General features: G+C 47.2%; 19 protein-coding genes. All 19 read left to right on the top strand.

Annotated elements, in window-relative coordinates:
* Positions 1–84 precede the first annotated feature (84 nt).
* The 19 genes from HPY27_RS08275 (at position 85) to resB (ending at position 17,333) form a co-directional block, all read left to right on the top strand.
* Positions 85–699, top strand: coding sequence for a stage V sporulation protein AA (locus HPY27_RS08275; protein WP_017248055.1), 615 nt, complete (start codon positions 85–87; stop codon positions 697–699).
* Positions 696–1,115 (top strand): stage V sporulation protein AB, encoded by a 420-nt coding sequence (locus HPY27_RS08270; protein ID WP_174224765.1) that lies wholly within the window; start codon positions 696–698, stop codon positions 1,113–1,115. Before HPY27_RS08275 ends, HPY27_RS08270 begins: the two co-directional genes overlap by 4 nt.
* An 81-nt stretch (positions 1,116–1,196) precedes the next feature.
* Positions 1,197–1,682, top strand: coding sequence for a stage V sporulation protein AC (gene spoVAC, locus HPY27_RS08265; protein ID WP_017248057.1), 486 nt, complete (start codon positions 1,197–1,199; stop codon positions 1,680–1,682).
* Positions 1,683–1,695: 13 nt separating this feature from the next.
* Positions 1,696–2,721, top strand: coding sequence for a stage V sporulation protein AD (gene spoVAD, locus HPY27_RS08260; RefSeq protein ID WP_174224764.1), 1,026 nt, complete (start codon positions 1,696–1,698; stop codon positions 2,719–2,721).
* Positions 2,721–3,071, top strand: coding sequence for a stage V sporulation protein AE (gene spoVAE / locus HPY27_RS08255; RefSeq protein WP_007724093.1), 351 nt, complete (start codon positions 2,721–2,723; stop codon positions 3,069–3,071). Before spoVAD ends, spoVAE begins: the two co-directional genes overlap by 1 nt.
* Positions 3,072–3,100: 29 nt before the next feature.
* Positions 3,101–3,715 (top strand): stage V sporulation protein SpoVABEA, encoded by a 615-nt coding sequence (gene spoVAEA / locus HPY27_RS08250; protein ID WP_017248059.1) that lies wholly within the window; start codon positions 3,101–3,103, stop codon positions 3,713–3,715.
* Entirely contained in the window at positions 3,669–5,138 is a 1,470-nt protein-coding gene (locus HPY27_RS08245) for a spore germination protein (RefSeq protein WP_017248060.1), read from the top strand. Before spoVAEA ends, HPY27_RS08245 begins: the two co-directional genes overlap by 47 nt.
* Positions 5,139–5,317: 179 nt before the next feature.
* Entirely contained in the window at positions 5,318–6,640 is a 1,323-nt protein-coding gene (gene lysA / locus HPY27_RS08240; RefSeq protein ID WP_017248061.1) for a diaminopimelate decarboxylase, read from the top strand.
* Positions 6,641–6,764: 124 nt separating this feature from the next.
* Positions 6,765–9,038 carry a GGDEF domain-containing protein gene (locus tag HPY27_RS08235; RefSeq protein ID WP_174224763.1) on the top strand — a complete coding sequence of 758 codons (2,274 nt, stop codon included), beginning with the start codon at positions 6,765–6,767 and terminating at the stop codon, positions 9,036–9,038.
* A 68-nt stretch (positions 9,039–9,106) separates the two neighbouring features.
* Complete coding sequence (locus HPY27_RS08230) at positions 9,107–9,538, top strand: peptidylprolyl isomerase (RefSeq protein WP_017248063.1); 432 nt, start codon at positions 9,107–9,109, stop codon at positions 9,536–9,538.
* 180 nt (positions 9,539–9,718) lie between these two features.
* Positions 9,719–10,387: a site-2 protease family protein gene (locus HPY27_RS08225; RefSeq protein WP_017248064.1), complete on the top strand. Its 669-nt coding sequence runs from the start codon at positions 9,719–9,721 to the stop codon at positions 10,385–10,387.
* A 19-nt stretch (positions 10,388–10,406) separates the two neighbouring features.
* The gene (locus HPY27_RS08220) at positions 10,407–11,171 is read left to right on the top strand and encodes a segregation/condensation protein A (protein WP_069844664.1); all 765 of its coding nucleotides are present in this window, start codon (positions 10,407–10,409) and stop codon (positions 11,169–11,171) included.
* Entirely contained in the window at positions 11,161–11,745 is a 585-nt protein-coding gene (gene scpB, locus HPY27_RS08215; RefSeq protein ID WP_017248066.1) for an SMC-Scp complex subunit ScpB, read from the top strand. Before HPY27_RS08220 ends, scpB begins: the two co-directional genes overlap by 11 nt.
* Before the next feature lie 144 nt (positions 11,746–11,889).
* On the top strand, positions 11,890–13,059 hold the full coding sequence (locus HPY27_RS08210) for a D-alanyl-D-alanine carboxypeptidase family protein (protein ID WP_174224762.1): 1,170 nt from the start codon (positions 11,890–11,892) through the stop codon (positions 13,057–13,059).
* Positions 13,052–13,642: a nucleoside recognition domain-containing protein gene (locus HPY27_RS08205; protein ID WP_017248068.1), complete on the top strand. Its 591-nt coding sequence runs from the start codon at positions 13,052–13,054 to the stop codon at positions 13,640–13,642. Before HPY27_RS08210 ends, HPY27_RS08205 begins: the two co-directional genes overlap by 8 nt.
* An 11-nt stretch (positions 13,643–13,653) precedes the next feature.
* Entirely contained in the window at positions 13,654–14,187 is a 534-nt protein-coding gene (locus tag HPY27_RS08200) for a spore maturation protein (RefSeq protein ID WP_007724050.1), read from the top strand.
* 115 nt (positions 14,188–14,302) lie between these two features.
* On the top strand, positions 14,303–15,043 hold the full coding sequence (locus HPY27_RS08195) for a pseudouridine synthase (RefSeq protein ID WP_026043037.1): 741 nt from the start codon (positions 14,303–14,305) through the stop codon (positions 15,041–15,043).
* A 117-nt stretch (positions 15,044–15,160) separates the two neighbouring features.
* Positions 15,161–15,685, top strand: a complete 525-nt coding sequence (gene resA, locus HPY27_RS08190) for a thiol-disulfide oxidoreductase ResA (RefSeq protein WP_017248069.1) — start codon at positions 15,161–15,163, stop codon at positions 15,683–15,685.
* Positions 15,686–15,698: 13 nt separating this feature from the next.
* The gene (resB, locus tag HPY27_RS08185; protein ID WP_174224891.1) at positions 15,699–17,333 is read left to right on the top strand and encodes a cytochrome c biogenesis protein ResB; all 1,635 of its coding nucleotides are present in this window, start codon (positions 15,699–15,701) and stop codon (positions 17,331–17,333) included.
* Positions 17,334–17,346: the final 13 nt, after the last annotated feature.

The following is a 17,346-nucleotide window of genomic DNA, read 5'->3' as shown; positions in this document are numbered from 1 at the left end:
GATCATTTCCGTTTATTTGAATGGGTTTTGTGGCGCGGCACATACTAGCGAATAATCGGGTATGTGATGGAAGGGGAAGGTACCATGAATGACGCGTTGTTTCTGCGCCTGAGAAAGCGATTGGCCATACAGCCACAAGCTATGATTACGCTTGGGGACATTTGCCAGCTTTACTGGGATGGAGAGCGCGAGGAAGCGTTAAAGCGGATGCCCATTTACCAGACGAAGCCAACGGATGGCAATTTGATCATTATCGATATTATGCAGGTGATTAAAAGATTGCGTTCTGTCTATCCTGATGTGGAACTTGACGTCCAGGGTGCACCCCAAATCATTGTGGAAGTACTCAATCCACGTAAGAAATCGAATCCGATTTTAGTGGCATTGGTGTGGCTTCTGTTGTTCATTGGCTCAGGATTGGCGATCATGAATTTCCATACGGATGTCAGCATGATGCAGGTTCACGAACGAATCTACTATTTGATTACAGGTGAAAAAAGCCATCAGCCTTTGTGGATGCAAATTCCATACTCTATCGGAATCGGCTTGGGGATGATTCTGTTTTTCAATCATATCTTTCAGAAAAAAATCAACGAGGAACCTAGTCCGCTTGAAGTGGAATTGTTTATGTATCAGCAAAGCCTGGATCAATACTACATACAAAATGAAAACAAGGAAAACCAACGGACGAAGAAATGAGCGTCATTAAGTGCTTGTTGCTTATTTTGTTCGGGCTGGGTGGAGGGCTTGCAGTAGGGAGCGGGCTGGTCGCGTTTATTACCGTTCTGGACATCATTCCGAGGTTGACACAATTAACGAATGCTCATCGGTATATTCGCTCGCTGGAATGGGCTCTGGTGGCCGGAGCGCTTTTTTTTACGTTTATTGATTTTTTTCATTGGGGTGTTCAATTGCCCGTTATCGTTTCTTCGCTTTACGGGATCTTTGCAGGGATATTTGTGGGGACACTCGCCGCAGGCTTAACTGAGGTACTCAACGTCTTTCCGATATTAGCAAAGCGAATCCACATGGACGGCAGTCTTCTTTTTCTGTTGATGGCAGTGGTGCTGGGGAAAGTGACAGGTTCCTTATTGCAATGGTTGCTCCATCTGTGAAATGGTAAATACCACTATTCATAGGCATCTTTAGAAAAAGGAAGGATATAGGAAGAAAGCTTACAAAGGGAGTGAAAGGGCATGGCAACCAAAACAAAATCCAAAAACCCCGGATCGATGCAGATGACCAAACAACTGTATCAACAGCAGGCTTCCAAGTTCCAGCCCAAACGAAATGTTCTGCTTAACTCGTTTCGTGCTTTCTGGGTAGGAGGGACCATATGTTTGTTGGGTCAGGCCATTCAAAATATGTATATTACCTTCTTCGGATTTACGGAGAAAACGGCAAGCAATCCAACCGTTGCGACACTCATCTTTTTATCCGTTTTGCTCACAGGTTTAGGTGTGTATGACAATATCGGGCAGTATGCTGGAGCCGGATCAGCCGTGCCTGTTACAGGCTTTGCCAACTCGATCGCTTCTGCTGCCATTGAACATCGGAGCGAAGGGTTTGTGCTTGGCGTTGGGGGAAATATGTTTAAGCTCGCTGGTTCGGTCATTGTTTTTGGGGTTGTTGCTGCTTTCGTTGCAGGAATATTAAAGAGCCTGATCAACATGTTTTTCTAAGGGAGGGCTGTCAGTGTCAAACAATCCACCTGTGAAACGAGTCAATCGGCAAACCTGGCACTTTGATCAAAATGTTCGCCTGCAAAGCTCGGCAGTTGCTTTGGGACCAAAAGAAGGAGAAGGGCCGCTGGCGCACTTGTTTGATAAGATCCACGATGATATGTATGCAGGCCAACAAACGTGGGAAGATGCCGAACGCCAGTTAATGGAGGATGCAGTCAACACCTTGTTGCAAAAGGCGGGGATCACGGGCAAGGATGTGGATATCATTCTTGCGGGTGATCTGTTGAATCAAAACATCACCACCAACTTTACAGCAGAAAAGTTGACGATTCCGCTTTTGGGCATGTACGGCGCTTGTTCTACCTCAATGCTTACACTGGCAAATGCGGCGGCTTTGGTAAACGCAGGCTATGCAAACAAGGCGATTGCTGCTTGCAGTAGCCACAATGCCACAGCAGAAAGGCAGTATCGTTATCCTACGGAATACGGAGGCCAGAAGCCGCCCAGCGCTCAGTGGACAGTGACAGGAGCTGGCGCGGGATTGGTCGGGATAGGGGGAAATGGTCCGCGCATTACGTATGCAACGATGGGGAAAGTAGTGGACATGGGGATTAAAGACCCGTTTGATATGGGGACGGCCATGGCGCCAGCAGCTGCTTCGACGATTCAGACGCATTTTCAAGATACGGGGCGCTCTCCACAGTCCTATGATTTGATCGTGACTGGTGACCTAGCAGCTGTCGGGTATCCGATTTTAAAGGAGCTCATGCTGACAGAAGGATACGACATGGATCAAGTCTACAATGATTGCGGATTGATGATATACTCCCCCGATCAGGATGTATTTGCAGGCGGGAGCGGTTGTGCCAGCAGTGCAGTAGTCACTTATAGCTACATAATGGATCAGCTCAACCGTGGGTTACTGAAAAACGTGTTGATCTGCGCCACGGGAGCACTTTTAAGCCCGGTAAGCACTCAGCAGGGCAATTCGATACCGTGCATCGCCCATGCGGTTGCACTTGAGGGAGGAAAATGATGGAGTACCTAATTGCTTTTGTCGTAGGGGGATTGGTTTGTGTAGTGGGGCAACTCCTTCTAGATGTTGGCAAGCTAACGCCTGCTCATGTCATGAGTACGCTGGTCGTGGCAGGAGTTTTTCTCGATTTTATCGGCGTGTATGACAAGTTTATTGATTTCGCAGGCGCAGGAGCGACTGTACCGATTACGAGCTTCGGTCATTCTTTGTATCACGGAGCTATCAGCGAGGCCGAACAACATGGGTTGATCGGTGTGGCAACGGGGATTTTTGAGGTCACGAGTGCGGGTATATCGGCCGCGATTGCATTTGGATTTTTTGCCTCACTCATCTTTAAACCCAAAGGGTAAGTCCAGGCAGTAAAAGGCGGTGACCCAGCATGGACACAGTACGCCGGAAAGTCATATTGGTGACAGACGGAGATCATATTGCCCAAAAAGTTATCGAGAATGTCGCTAAGCAATTTGGGGGGCGATGTATATCACTGTCTGCCGGGAATCCGACTCCATTACGAGGCAATCAGATGGTCGAACTCATTAAAATGACACCGTATGATCCTGTCATCGTCATGTTCGATGACAATGGAGATTACGGCAAGGGTAGAGGAGAACGAGCACTCGAATACGTGGTGAAGCATCCTGATATCGAAGTAATCGGTGCAATTGCAGTAGCCTCGAATACACACTGGGTCAATGGTGCGACAGTCGCTTATTCTGTAAACAACCAAGGACAAATTGTAGATGAAGCGGTGGACAAGGACGGGTACGCAGACGAGCAACTTCAGCATCATATTTATGGAGATACCGTAGACATCTTGAATTCCCTGCATGTACCAAATGTCATCGGCATTGGAGATATAGGCAAAATGGAAGGGAGGGATAGTTTGCAAAACGGTTGTCCCATCACAACGAGAGCGGTGCAATGGATAATGGAAAGGAGCGGCGCTCATGGCACAGGTCACGGAAAAACGGCATCCCATCTCGACTTATCTTGAAGAGAATCAGAGGTATTTGAACGACAGACTCGGTGTTGGTAAGAGCTTTGATATTGGAGTCCATGATTTTTATGTGGGTCATACACGAATGTTGTTGTATTACATAAATGGCTTCGCAGAAAGCTTACTGATTTCGCAGGTCATGCGTGAGCTGAACGATGTGCGTGAGCGGGATCTGGCTGATAACGCTTTCGACCATTTGTTTCACAAATTCATCCCTTTCTACCAACTGAGCAAGGTAGAAACGACTGACGAGTTTATTGATAAATTGCTCGTCGGTCAAGTAGGGCTGATCATTGACCGATCTCCCCACGCCATTATTCTCGATGCCAAAATCCTGCCGAATCGCACACCGCAGGAGCCAGATACGGAGAGAATCGTCCGCGGAGCGCATGACGGCTTTACAGAAGTGCTCGTAACCAATACAACTCTTACGCGACGAAGGATTCGTGACGAACGGCTCCGCTTCGAAATCATGCAGATTGGGGAGCGGACCAAGACAGATGTTGCCGTCGCCTACTTGCATGATGTAGCAAATGAAGAGCTGGTCCATACGTTGAAAGAGCGTCTACAAAATATCCAGATTGACGGGATACCGATGGCAGAAAAAACCGTCGAAGAATTTATCATAGGAAAAACGTTAAACCCCTTCCCGCTGGTTCGATACACAGAGCGTCCCGATGTAGCCGCTGTACATTTATTAGAAGGTCATGTACTGATTTATGTGGATACTTCGCCGAGTGTCATGATCACACCCGCCACTTATTTTCATCATGTACAGCATGCGGAGGAGTATCGACAAACACCGGTAATCGGTGCTTATCTGCGCTGGGTTCGCTTTTTGGGAATCTTTGCTTCTGTTTTTGTTTTGCCGATCTGGTTGCTTTTGGTCATGCACCCTTCCATGATACCGGAGCCACTTCACTTCCTGGGGATCAAAAAGATGGGGAGTATTCCTATTTTGGCACAATTCGTAATCGCTGAGCTTGGACTGGATTTGATGCGGATGGCCGCCATTCATACGCCAGCGCCCCTCTCGATTGCCGTAGGTTTATTGGCCGCGATTCTGGTCGGGGATGTGGCGATAAAGGTAGGACTCCTTGCACCCGAGGTTATCTTGTATCTGGCAGTGGCGGCAATCGGTATGTATGCGACTCCCAGTTATGAGTTGAGCTTGGCCAATCGACTGATTCGTTTGTTTCTCATTCTCATGGTGGGCTTTTTCTCTACACCTGGACTGATGATCGGACTTACGATCATCCTGATTTTCTTGGCTTCTACGCGTTCGCTCAATACGCCTTACTTATGGCCGTTCATTCCATTCAACTACAAAGGGATGAAGGATATTGTGGTACGGCTGGCTGTGCCAAAGAAAAACAACAGGCCGAGTATCGTTCGCGCGCAAAATTCCTCTCGGCAATAATATTCTGAAAACGGTTGACTTCACCCATTGTCAAACGCACAACCTTGTAGTAAATTGTAGGGAAGCCTTACGAACAAAAGTTTCTGTATGGCAACTGACGCTCCTCGTTGGTTGCCTTTCTCTATAACAGGTTGTCTATATACATCATCGGTGCGAATGAATTGGGGAGGAAACGAAACATGTACTTACACGGGACAAGTCGAGTGAATGAACAAGGAAACTTGGAAATCGGAGGCTGTGATACGACACAGTTAGCTGCTACTTACGGAACACCTTTATATGTGTATGACGAACAACAAATTCGCACCAAATGCCGGGATTTTGTCAATGCGTTTCACAATACGGGTTTTTCCTTCCAGGTTGCTTACGCGAGCAAAGCTTTTTGCACGATGGCAATGTGTAAGTTGGTTGAAGAGGAAGGCTTGTCACTCGATGTAGTATCTGGCGGCGAATTGTATACGGCTCTGCAAGCTGGATTCCCCGTAGAACGCATCCATTTTCATGGCAATAACAAATCTCGTGATGAGTTAATCATGGCACTAGACGCCAAAATTGGCTGTTTCGTTGTGGACAACTTTTATGAGTTGCACATCTTGGCGCAGTTGGCCGAAGAGCGGAACGAAAAAGTCTCCGTTCTCTTGCGTGTCACACCGGGTGTAGAAGCTCATACGCATGAATACATTTCTACAGGACAGATCGACTCCAAGTTTGGCTTTGATGTGCAAAACGGCCAGGCTCTTGAAGCAATTCAATTCTCTCACGAAAGCAATCATCTCCATTTATTAGGAGTTCATAGCCATATTGGTTCACAAATTTTTGAAACAGAAGGCTTCCTCGTCGCTGTCAAACGATTGACAGAACTGTTGGGCGAAGCAAAAGGAAAGCTTGGATTCCTGCCAGAAGTACTGAATGTAGGAGGCGGCTTCGGTATTCGGTATGTAGAAGGCGATACACCGCAGCCAGCGGACACGTATATCAAAGCCATTACAGATATCGTTCGCCAAGAGCTCACAGCGCTTGCGATTCCTCTACCTGAGATCTGGATCGAGCCAGGTCGGAGTATTGTAGGGGATGCAGGGACAACCTTGTACCGAATTGGATCGCAAAAGAACATTCCAAATGTCCGAAAATATATTGCGGTCGATGGTGGCATGACAGACAATCTGCGACCAGCTTTATACGATGCAGAATATGAAGCAGCAATTGCGAACAAAATGAATGCACCTGCTACCGAGATGGTTTCCATTGCAGGGAAGTGCTGCGAGTCAGGTGATATGCTCATCTGGGATGTAAGGCTTCCAGAAGCGCAGGCGGGCGATATTCTCGCAGTCCCAAGCACAGGTGCATATGGATATTCGATGGCGAACAACTACAACCGAATCGCTCGTCCTGCTGTTGTATTTGTCAAGGACGGAGAAGCAGAAGTGGTCGTACGACGCGAAACGTACGCAGAAGTAGTTGGTCACGATGTTTTGCCAAAACGCGCGCAGCTTATGCGCTAAACTTCATAAAAAATGCACAAACCTTCCCGATCGTTTGGGAAGGTTTTGTATTTCCTTCATCTCCCATTCATGATTGCTTAATGTTTGCTCGGCATAATGGAAGGGTGAGGGGGAGCGATTCATCATGTTGTCGACTCTTATGAAGCGGTTTCGACGAATACCCTATATTTCGTTGGATAAACGCCAATGGATGAAGGCGATGATTCGGCAAGAGGTGGAGAGAGAGAAGAAAGTCGTCCTGTTTTATATAGATATCGTCAAGCTGACAGAGGTAGAGCATCGCTACGGCGATACGAGTGCCAAGAGAGTGCTTCATATATTTGAAAGCATTTTGCCAGCTGTAGCTCGTCAAGCATTTGAAATCAAAGGGAGAATCATCGCGATTCAAAAGCTGTGGGGTGATGATTTTGCGATTTACACTTCCTTTTCGAAAATGATGAGTGAGGAAGACTGTCAAATGCTCTCGATTCATTTTCAGGAGTTGGCTGAACGACAGTTAAATCGACAAGTGAGCTTCGTTAATCGTGAGGAGCTTCGTGTCCATATCGGCTATGCGGAAATCATCGGAGAAGATATCGTGAAAGAGATGTATACCTCTGTCAAACATGCTGTTCATATGGCCAAATATGGGATTACCTCCGAAAAATATACGCACATCAGACAATTTCACAAGCTGCTTGCAGAAGAAAATGTTCAGATGCACTTCATGCCGATCATTCATTTGCCAAATGGCGAAGCTTTAGGATGGGAGGCATTGGCGCGAGGGCCGGTCAACAGCCTCTTTGCAACTCCTGCTGCTTTGTTTAATTATGCGCAAGAGACGGATACGGTGTTTCGTTTGGAGCATATATGTCGCAAGCGGGCATTGGAGCATATACGCTACCTGAAGCCACATGAGAAATTGTTTATCAATTTGGACCCACGGGCGATTGACGATCCGTTTCTGCTACGTGGCAAAGTGCAGATGCTTTTGGCAGAGTATGAGCTGACGCCACAAAACATTGTTTTTGAAATTACAGAGCGCCACGCGATTACGAATTACGCTGCTTTTCGAAAAATCATCGAGGAATACCGCAAGCAGGGCTATATGATTGCCGTAGATGATGCGGGTGCAGGGTATTCCAGCTTGGAATCGATTACAGAAATTTACCCAGACTTTATTAAGCTTGATATGTCATTGATCCGCAATATTGATGTCGATCCGATTAAGCAGGCGTTGTTGGAGACGTTTGTATCCTTTGCTGACAAGGTAAACTGCAAAATCATAGCAGAAGGGATCGAGACGGAGCGTGAGCTGGAAACGCTCATGGACGTCGGTGTCATCTATGGACAGGGTTACTATTTAGGTAAGCCTGACAAAGGGATGGCGCAGCTATGTGGAACGGCTATGAACTTTCTGCGGTTTACGATGGAAAAGCGGATTGAGCAAGAAGCGGAACCAGTGCTGCCCACACCGGCTATGACGGAAATCTTGGCGAAGACAATCAGTGTTGAAAAACACGTGAAAGTAAGACGCATCCATGAGATTTTCGAACAAAATCAGCGGATTGAAAGCGTGGTAGTGCTAGAGAAAGGTATACCGGTTGGACTTGTCATGCGGTTTTCCCTGTATCAAATTCTCGGTGGTCAATATGGAATCGCGCTGTATTATGAAAGATCCGTTTCTCAAATCATGAATACGAACCCGCTCAAAGCTACCAAAGACGACAAGTTGGATGAGGTAGCGAAGCGTGCGATGGCCAGAGATGCTTATCATTTGTATGATGTGGTCATTATTATTGATGAGAATGGCGAGTACATCGGCATCGTTACCGTGCAAAAGCTGTTGGACAAAATGGCTTCCATTAAACTCGAGATGGCGAGCTCTGCCAATCCGCTGACTGGATTGCCGGGGAATGTGCAGATTGAAAGGGAATTGAATCAACGGCTGAAACGGAATGATCATCAGGTGGTCATCTACTGTGATCTCGACCGTTTCAAATGGTTTAACGACCGCTACGGGTTTGAAGTGGGGGATCAGATTATCGTTCGAACCGCGAACTTGTTGCGGGAAGCCTCGAAATGGTACGGAAGCGGGTCTGACTTCATTGGGCATATTGGTGGAGATGATTTTATCCTGATTACGACAGCACAATGTGCGAATGATGTCGTCTTGTTTATCATGGATGCTTTTACGCCGTATTTTTCGGACATTTATGAAAAGCGCAGAATGGGGGACGGTCAGGAGCTCTCGATGTCGATGGCAGGTGTCGTCCTCTATGCAGGGAAGTACACCAGTGCAAAACAAGTTGCAGAGAAGGCAGCGTACGTGAAAATGGTGGCAAAGGCGAAGGCGGGAACTGTTTTTATTACCGACTGTGAGTTGCCTGGCGAAGAGCAGATCCGCATCGAGGGATAAATTGGACGTCAATCGATCTCCATGGTAGAATGGGTACGTTAACTTTACAAGGTATGGAGGTTCAACATATGAAAAAAGCGCTCATCACCATGGAAAATGGTAACCAAATCGAGCTGGAGCTGTTCGATCAAGAAGCTCCGGGCACAGTAGCAAACTTTGAGAAATTGATTAACGAAGGCTTCTACAACGGTCTGTCCTTCCACCGTGTTATCCCTGGCTTCGTAGCACAAGGCGGATGCCCTTACGGTACAGGTACAGGCGGTCCTGGTTACACCATCAAATGTGAAACAAAAGGAAACCCACACAAGCATCTGCGCGGTTACCTGTCCATGGCACACGCAGGAAAAGACACAGGCGGAAGCCAATTCTTCATCTTGTATGATGCTTTCCCTCACCTCGATGGCGTACATACAGTATTTGGTCGCGTCACTTCCGGTATGGAACACGTTGATGCAATCAAACAAGGCGATAAAATGGGTACAGTAAAAGTAGGCGAATAAAAGCTTCATGAACACCGATGAGGGAAACCTTGTCGGTGTTTTTTTGTCAGGATGCATGCTGGGTCAAGCTGGAATGGGGTTGTAAGCCTATCTATCTGCTGGTATGCTAGAAGATAGACGATTTTTATCTGGGGTTGTTCAAAAAGATGACTTTTTGAACTCGCATGATTGGAGGAAGCAATGGATCTTTTTCATTTTGATTGGAAAACGGTACCGTTTCGTTTGATTGCGTTCGTTATCGCTTTCACTTTGCATGAATGGGCACATGCCTTTGTCGCCTGGAAGCTGGGTGACAATACGGCGAAATCGGAGGGCCGCTTAACATTAAATCCAATCCCGCATATTGATCCGTTTGGTTTGATTCTCATTCTGTTTGGTCCATTTGGTTGGGCGAGACCAGTGCCGATCAACCCTCTGCATTTCCGTGGGAACAAGCGATTAGGGATTGTTTACGTTTCATTTGCAGGTCCATTAATTAACCTGATACTCGCGGTATTGTTTTACATGGTGTATTTCGTAGTAATTAATTCCGGAGTACTAGTAGGAATGCAAGAAAAAGTGGCTTATGCAATTGATCTGACACTACGATTTTCTGTATTGATCAATACAGCTCTTTTTATCTTCAACCTTTTGCCGATTCCGCCATTGGACGGCTACAAAATACTGCGATTTTTGTCTCCACGGAGTTGGGATGGAAAGTTTTACAATTATGAAGTCTACGGGCCGTGGATTCTCTTATTACTGATCTTTATTCCGGGGGTTAGCACAATCATTTTTGGTATTCCCCATGGGATTGCACTAGCATGGGTTCAACAAATTGGAAATAGTATCTTAAGCGTGTTCATCTAACGGAAACGAGGGACGTCTTTTGGCTTACAGCATCAAACTTGATTCTTTTGAGGGACCACTCGATCTGTTGCTCCATCTGATCGACAAGGCAGAGGTGGACATCTACGACATACCGATAGCGGAAATTACGGAGCAATACCTCGCGACGATTGACAAGATGCAAGAGCTCCAACTGGATGTGGCCAGTGAGTTCGTAGTCATGGCGGCTACGCTCCTCTCTATTAAAAGCAAGATGCTGTTACCCAAAAAGGAGGAGCATGTCTTTCAGCAGTTCCTCGATATGGATGTAGACGAGATAGACCCGCGTGAAGAGCTGGTTGCGCGTCTGTTGGAGTACAAGCGTTATAAGATGCTAGCCGGGAACTTGCGAGAAATGGAGATCGGTCGTAATCAAGTTTTTACGCGTCCCGCAGAGAATTTGTCTCCTTATGCGCGTGAAGAGGATCATACCGTGACGAATGTGACCCTCTACGATTTGATCAACGCGCTGGAAAAGCTGGTGAAGAAATCGAAAGAAAAAGAACCGATGACCAGGGTGTCGCGCGACGAAATCTCCATCAAGGATCGGATGACGGAGATACGCCAAGCGGTACGTAGCGGTGGGATGGTTCGTTTTTCTGAGTTGTTTTCCCAAGGTGCGACGCGCACAGAGATTGTAACTACCTTTCTCGCCTTGCTTGAGCTCATGAAGGCTAAGCACATTACGTGTGTACAAAATCAATTGTTCCAAGACATCATCATATGTGAAAACGGAACGGAAGGAGCCCATACCGATGGACTATGACAAGCTGAAAGGCGTAATCGAGGGCTTGCTGTTCATCTCGGGTGATGAAGGAATCGATGCCAAAGAAATCAGTGAAATCACTGAGGTGTCGGAAGAAGAGGTCATCGACTTGATCGAAGACATGAAAGCTGACTTCCGCCGGGCAGGACGCGGTATTCAAATCGTGGAAGTGGCAAAAGCGTATCAGCTGACCACTCTGCCCGAGCATGTGCCCTATTTTGAACGGCTAGCAACATCGCCGGGTCAGTCAACGCTATCCCAAGCAGCACTGGAGACTCTCGCCATTGTTGCGTACAAGCAACCCCTGACCCGCTCGGAGATTGAAGAAATCCGTGGCGTGAAATGCGAAAAAGCACTGAACACCCTCTTATCCAAACATCTCATTCGCGAAGCGGGGAGAGCAGAGGGGATCGGACGCCCCATTTTGTACGCGACCACCAAAGAATTTTTAGAGCACTTTGGATTAAGGGAACTGGGGGATTTGCCAGAACCGCCTGTCAATCTAGATATCGAAGAAGCGCGACTGGAAGCATCAGCGCTATTCGGAAAATCAGAAGAACCGACAAACGACTAGTTACAGCCCGGACAGTTTTTCGTACTATCATACGACTCGTCCCCATATACTATGGTACAAACCTGTGTATCGTGGTATAACGATGGCTTTTCTCTTGCCTAATAGGTAGGGTTGAGCCCAAGTTTTCAAATGGGGAGGACTTTTATGAGCATACGAAAATATCTGTCCGGCGTACTCGTCGTTTTTCTTTTTATACAGATGGCTCTTACGCCGGCAGCGATGGTAAATGCTGCTGCAACTCCACCTAGCTTGTCAGCTGAAGGTGCAGCACTAGTCGATGTAGAGAGTGGACGGATTCTTTATTCCAAAAACGGTACGAAAAAAATGAGGATTGCGAGTCTGACCAAAACAATGACAGCAATCGTAGCGATCGAGATGGGCAAATTGGATGCACAGGTAACGGTACCCCCACAAGCAGTAGGCGTAGAAGGCTCATCGATCTACTTGAAAAATGGAGAAAAGCTCACGCTTGAAGAACTACTGTACGGTTTGATGCTACGATCAGGCAATGACGCAGCCGTCACCATTGCAACGCACATCGGAGGGTCAGTGCCTGGATTCACTTACTTGATGAATGAAAAAGCTGCGATGATTGGAATGGAGCATACGAACTTCACCAATCCGCATGGGTTAGATGACAGTAACCAGCATTACTCCACTGCGGAAGATATGGCAAAGCTGTCCGCCTACGCCTTACATAATCCGGTGTTTCGTCAAATCGTTTCTACGAAAGTCAAGGATATTTCATGGGAAGGCGAACAGTGGGACCGGCGTCTACTCAACAAAAACAAGATGCTTCACCTATACAACGGTGCTGATGGTGTGAAAACGGGATACACAAAACTCGCGAAGCGTTGCCTAGCTTCCTCTGCCACACGGGATGGAAGGCAGCTGGCGACGATTACTCTGAATGCTTCTGATGACTGGAACGACTCCGCCAAGCTGATGGACTGGGGCTTTGAGAATTATCCGCTACAAGAGCTGGTCAAGAAAGGGCAGGAGGTAAAGCCTGACACACCAGTCACACTTGAAGCAGGAATTCATCTTGTCACAACAAACGCTTTTCAATATCCGTTGCAAACGGCAGAGGCAGAGGGGATTCACAAGCGTGTCGTTATGGGAGAATCAACGGTTACAGCGAAGATGAATGGCCAACTGGCAGGGTTTCTTCAACTCTATTTAAAGGAGAAGATGATTGGACAGGTTCCGTTGCTAGTTAGTGTGGATGCGCCGGCTTTCGCAGCTCCGCAGGCTTCACGCTCAATGTGGCAGCCATTTTGGGACATAGTGTCAGGGGGGCTGTGGAGTGCTTAATGTCATTTGGCTCGGGCTCATTGTCATTAGCATTGTCGTTGCGGCCATGACAGGGCGGATGGAAGCGATCAACGCAGCCGCGTTTGAGGGAGCCAAAACGGGAGTAACCGTTAGTCTCGGTCTTCTCAGTGTTCTCGCCTTTTGGATGGGAATGATGCGGATTGCAGAAAAGTCAGGACTCCTTGAGCTATTGGCGCGGGTATTGTCACCGATCATCCAAGCCCTTTTTCCGGATGTACCAAAAGGGCATCCTGCTATGGGATATATCCTCTCAAATATGAGTGCAAACCTACTCGGGCTGGGTAATGCAGCAACTCCAATGGGGCTGAAAGCCATGGAAGAGCTCCAAAAGCTAAATCCAGACAAGCAAAACGCTTCGCCTGCCATGTGTACGCTGCTGGCGATTAATACGGCGAGCATTACGATTATTCCGACGACGATGATCGCGATTCGCATGCAGTATGGCTCCGTGAATCCGGTAGAAATCGTAGGTACTACGCTGTTATCTTCCTTTGCTGCCACCATTGTCGCTCTGTTGATTGATCGCATGTATCGTTATCGGCATATACGAAGACATAGATAGGGGGAGTCCTTATGTACCAATGGGTATCCCTGCTCTCTCTTTGGGCCATTCCCGTTACGATTGCCTTTGTCTTGTTGTATGGGTGGCGGAAACAAGTCCCCGTCTACGAGACATTTGTAGATGGAGCAAAAGGCGGCTTAACCACTACGATTCGCATACTCCCACATCTGATTGCCATGATGGTCGCGGTAAGTATGTTTCGGGAGTCAGGAGCATTGGATCTACTGCTTCGCGCACTCAAACCGCTTCTTGACCTGTTGCATTTTCCGGAAGAATTGGTCCCGTTAGCATTGCTTCGTCCGTTGACGGGAACAGGCTCACTTGCGATTGCAACAGATCTGATCGCGCAGTACGGTCCCGATTCTTTTTTAGGCAGACTGGCAGCTACCATGCAAGGGAGCACAGATACGACACTGTATGTCCTAACCGTTTATTTTGGCGCAGTTGGCATTCGCAATTCTGCTTATGCGCTAAAGGTAGGCTTGTGGTCGGACCTGGCTGGTGTCATCTTCTCGCTGCTCATTGTCTCCTACATATTCGCTTAAAAAGAGTTCAAATAGCGTAGTCAGTGAAAACTTCCTCATGGATATGGGGAAGTTTTTCCCTTTTTCTTGTCCACACTAGTAAGAATGGGTATGATGTTGTAGAGGTGAACCAACGATGGAACGTTTACAGAAAGTATTGGCGCATGCTGGAGTCGCCTCTCGTCGCCATTGTGAAGAATTGATTGCGCAAGGCAAGGTGCAGGTAAATGGCCAAGTCGTACGAGAGCAGGGAATAAAAGTCGATCCGCTCAAAGATAAAATTGTGGTGAATGGACAGCAGGTTAGGCTGGAGCAACATGTCTATCTCTTGCTGTACAAGCCTACTGGTGTCATTACGAGCGTCACAGACCCGCGCGGCAGACGGGTAGTGATCGATCTGTTGAAGGGAATTAAAGAACGGGTATATCCAGTAGGTCGCTTGGATTACGATACTTCTGGCTTGCTGCTCTTGACAAACGACGGGGAGCTAGCCAACAGGTTAGCACATCCAAGCTATGAAATCGATAAAGTGTATCGGGCATGGGTAAAGGGAATCCCTAGTCAGGAAAAAGTGCGCAAGCTAGCAACCGGCATTCGTTTGGAAGACGGCATGACTTCTCCCGGTCAGTCCAAATTGTTGAAGACAGAGTCTAACAGCCAAAAGGCATTGGTAGAACTGACTATACATGAAGGACGAAACCGCCAAGTGCGCAGAATGTGTGAAGCGATCGGTCATCCGGTGTTGACATTGGAGCGAATCCGTTTAGGATTTCTCACATTAGATGGACTAAAGCCGGGCGAATTTCGCAAGCTTACTCATGAGGAAGTGGAGAGCTTGAAGCGGGGATTGGTTCAAAAGAAACGCAGCCCGCGGTAGAAACATTGATTCGTTCAAAATCTGTTCATAAGTTGTGCGCTGTCGGAAAAACTAGGAACGCTATAATAGAATGGGAAAAGGATGCAATTTATTAGCAGTAGATGGGAGTATGGCCTCATGAACAAAAGCAATCGTACATATGTCAGGATCGCGGTATTGGGTGTTTTGCTTGTAGCGCTGGTCTTTGCACTCTATTCCAGCTTTGTGAAGGACCCCGGTGCTGTGAAAGTAGGAAGCGATGCTCCGAATTTTAGTTTGGAGCAGCTGAATGGACCAGAGCTGACTCTGGAAAGTTTGAAAGGAAAGGGCGTTATCCTTAATTTCTGGGGCACGTGGTGTGAACCCTGTAAGGAAGAAATGCCGGCATTGCAAGAGCAATACACGAAGTTTAAAGACAAGGGATTGGTTGTAGTCGGCGTCAATATCGGAGAATCGCCAGTTGCCGTAGAACCATTCGTGAAGCAGTTCGGGATTGACTTCCCTATTTTGCTCGATCGCCAATCGCAAATTACCAAGCTGTATCGAATCGGTCCGATTCCTACGACCTTTTTCATCGACCCAGATGGAGAAGTGCAAGAAATTTTTATCGGGCAGTTAGATGAAGCGATGATTGAGTCGAAAATAACAAAAATCTTGCCGTAAGTGAGGAGCAATGATGGATCAGAGAAAATGCGAATGCGGTCATACCAACCCGGTTGGGACGCTGCTCTGTGAGTCTTGCGGGAAGCCTTTGAATGTGGAAGTCCACGAGCAGACATCGTTTCCTGACATGCGTTATGAAGGAATGGCAAGACGTTCTCAAACGAATAAGACGAAGGTAATCGATCGAGTCTGGAACTTTTTTTCTTCGGTCAAAATTGCAATCGGTATCATTATTGTCATTTTGGTGGCGTCCGCAGTCGGAACCATCTTTCCACAACAAATGTACATACCAGTTCCCGTACCGACTGAAGCAGATGTTGCCCGTTTTTATACGGAAACATATGGAACGCTGGGAACGATTTTCTACGGACTTGGATTTCACAATATGTACTCGTCCTGGTGGTTTGTGACGCTTCTGGTAATGCTCGGTACGTCTTTGGTTATCTGTAGTCTGGACCGCGTAGTACCACTGTATAAAGCGCTAAAGAAGCCACGATTGAACCAGCACAAGTCCTTTTTGAAAGGACAAAAGCTTTTTGCAGAGGGTGAGCTTGCTCCAGAAGCCAATCAGGAAGCGATACTGGACGCCTCCGCTCTGGCATTGAAAGAAAAAGGATACCGCATTTTCCGCACGGAACGGGCGATTATGGCTGAAAAAGGCCGTTTTAGCCGTTGGGGTCCTTACATTAATCACATTGGACTGATCTTGTTTTTGGTCGGTACCCTGATGCGAAGCCTGCCTGGCTTTTACTTGGACGAGTACGTTTGGGTGCGTGAGGGACAAACAATGGCGATTCCGAATACCCCTTACTACATAAAAAACGAGAACTACACGACAGAGTATTGGTCGGAAGAAGAAATGCCGGAGCAACTGGAGCTTAAGGGCGGAGCTATTGTGAAGAGCTACCAGACAGAGGCCATTTTGTATGAAAATAAAAGCGCTGACGTTCCAGGGAAAAAGCCGGATTTGGTAGAAGTACAGAAGGGGCCGATCGTCGTGAATCATCCGATGCAGCAGGACAGCCTCTACATTTATCAGAGTGGCGTGCAAGAGATGCAGCTTGGAGCGCTTAATTTTACAGTGGTCGATTTGAAAAACAATAAAAAAGAGATCGGTCTTATCAAAATTGATCTGTACAATCCACAGCCCGAGCAAACCATTGCGGATGGGTTTACGGTACGGATTTTGGATTACTTCCCCGATTTTATAATGGGAAAAGACGGGAAGCCGGCGACGAAAACCAATTTGCCTAAAAATCCGATGGTGGCATTGGAATTCATTGGAGAGAATGGCAATTATAACGAAAAACTGGTTTATCTAGAAGGAACCATTCTTACACAGAAAAATGATACGCGTTACGGACTCGACATCAAAATGCCTGATTTAATCGATATTGCAGGGCTGAATGTACGGGTGGACAAAGCATTGCCACTGATTTATTTAGGTTCATTCATTTTCCTTGCGGGCGTTGTGATCGGTATGTTCTGGCAACATCGTAGGGTTTGGGTACAGACGCAAGAGGGAAGTATCTTGGTAGCAGCTCACACGAATAAAAACTGGTTCGGTCTTCGCCGAGAAGTAGATGGGCTGGTTAAACTAGCGGAGCTCCCTGTCACGATAGAAGATAAAACGAAGGCCAAGGCCTAAAGCTTCAAAGGGG

The sequence above is a fragment of the Brevibacillus sp. HB1.1 genome (assembly GCF_013332445.1).
Lineage (GTDB): Bacteria > Bacillota > Bacilli > Brevibacillales > Brevibacillaceae > Brevibacillus > Brevibacillus porteri.
This window is presented reverse-complemented; position numbering and strand designations above follow the sequence as displayed.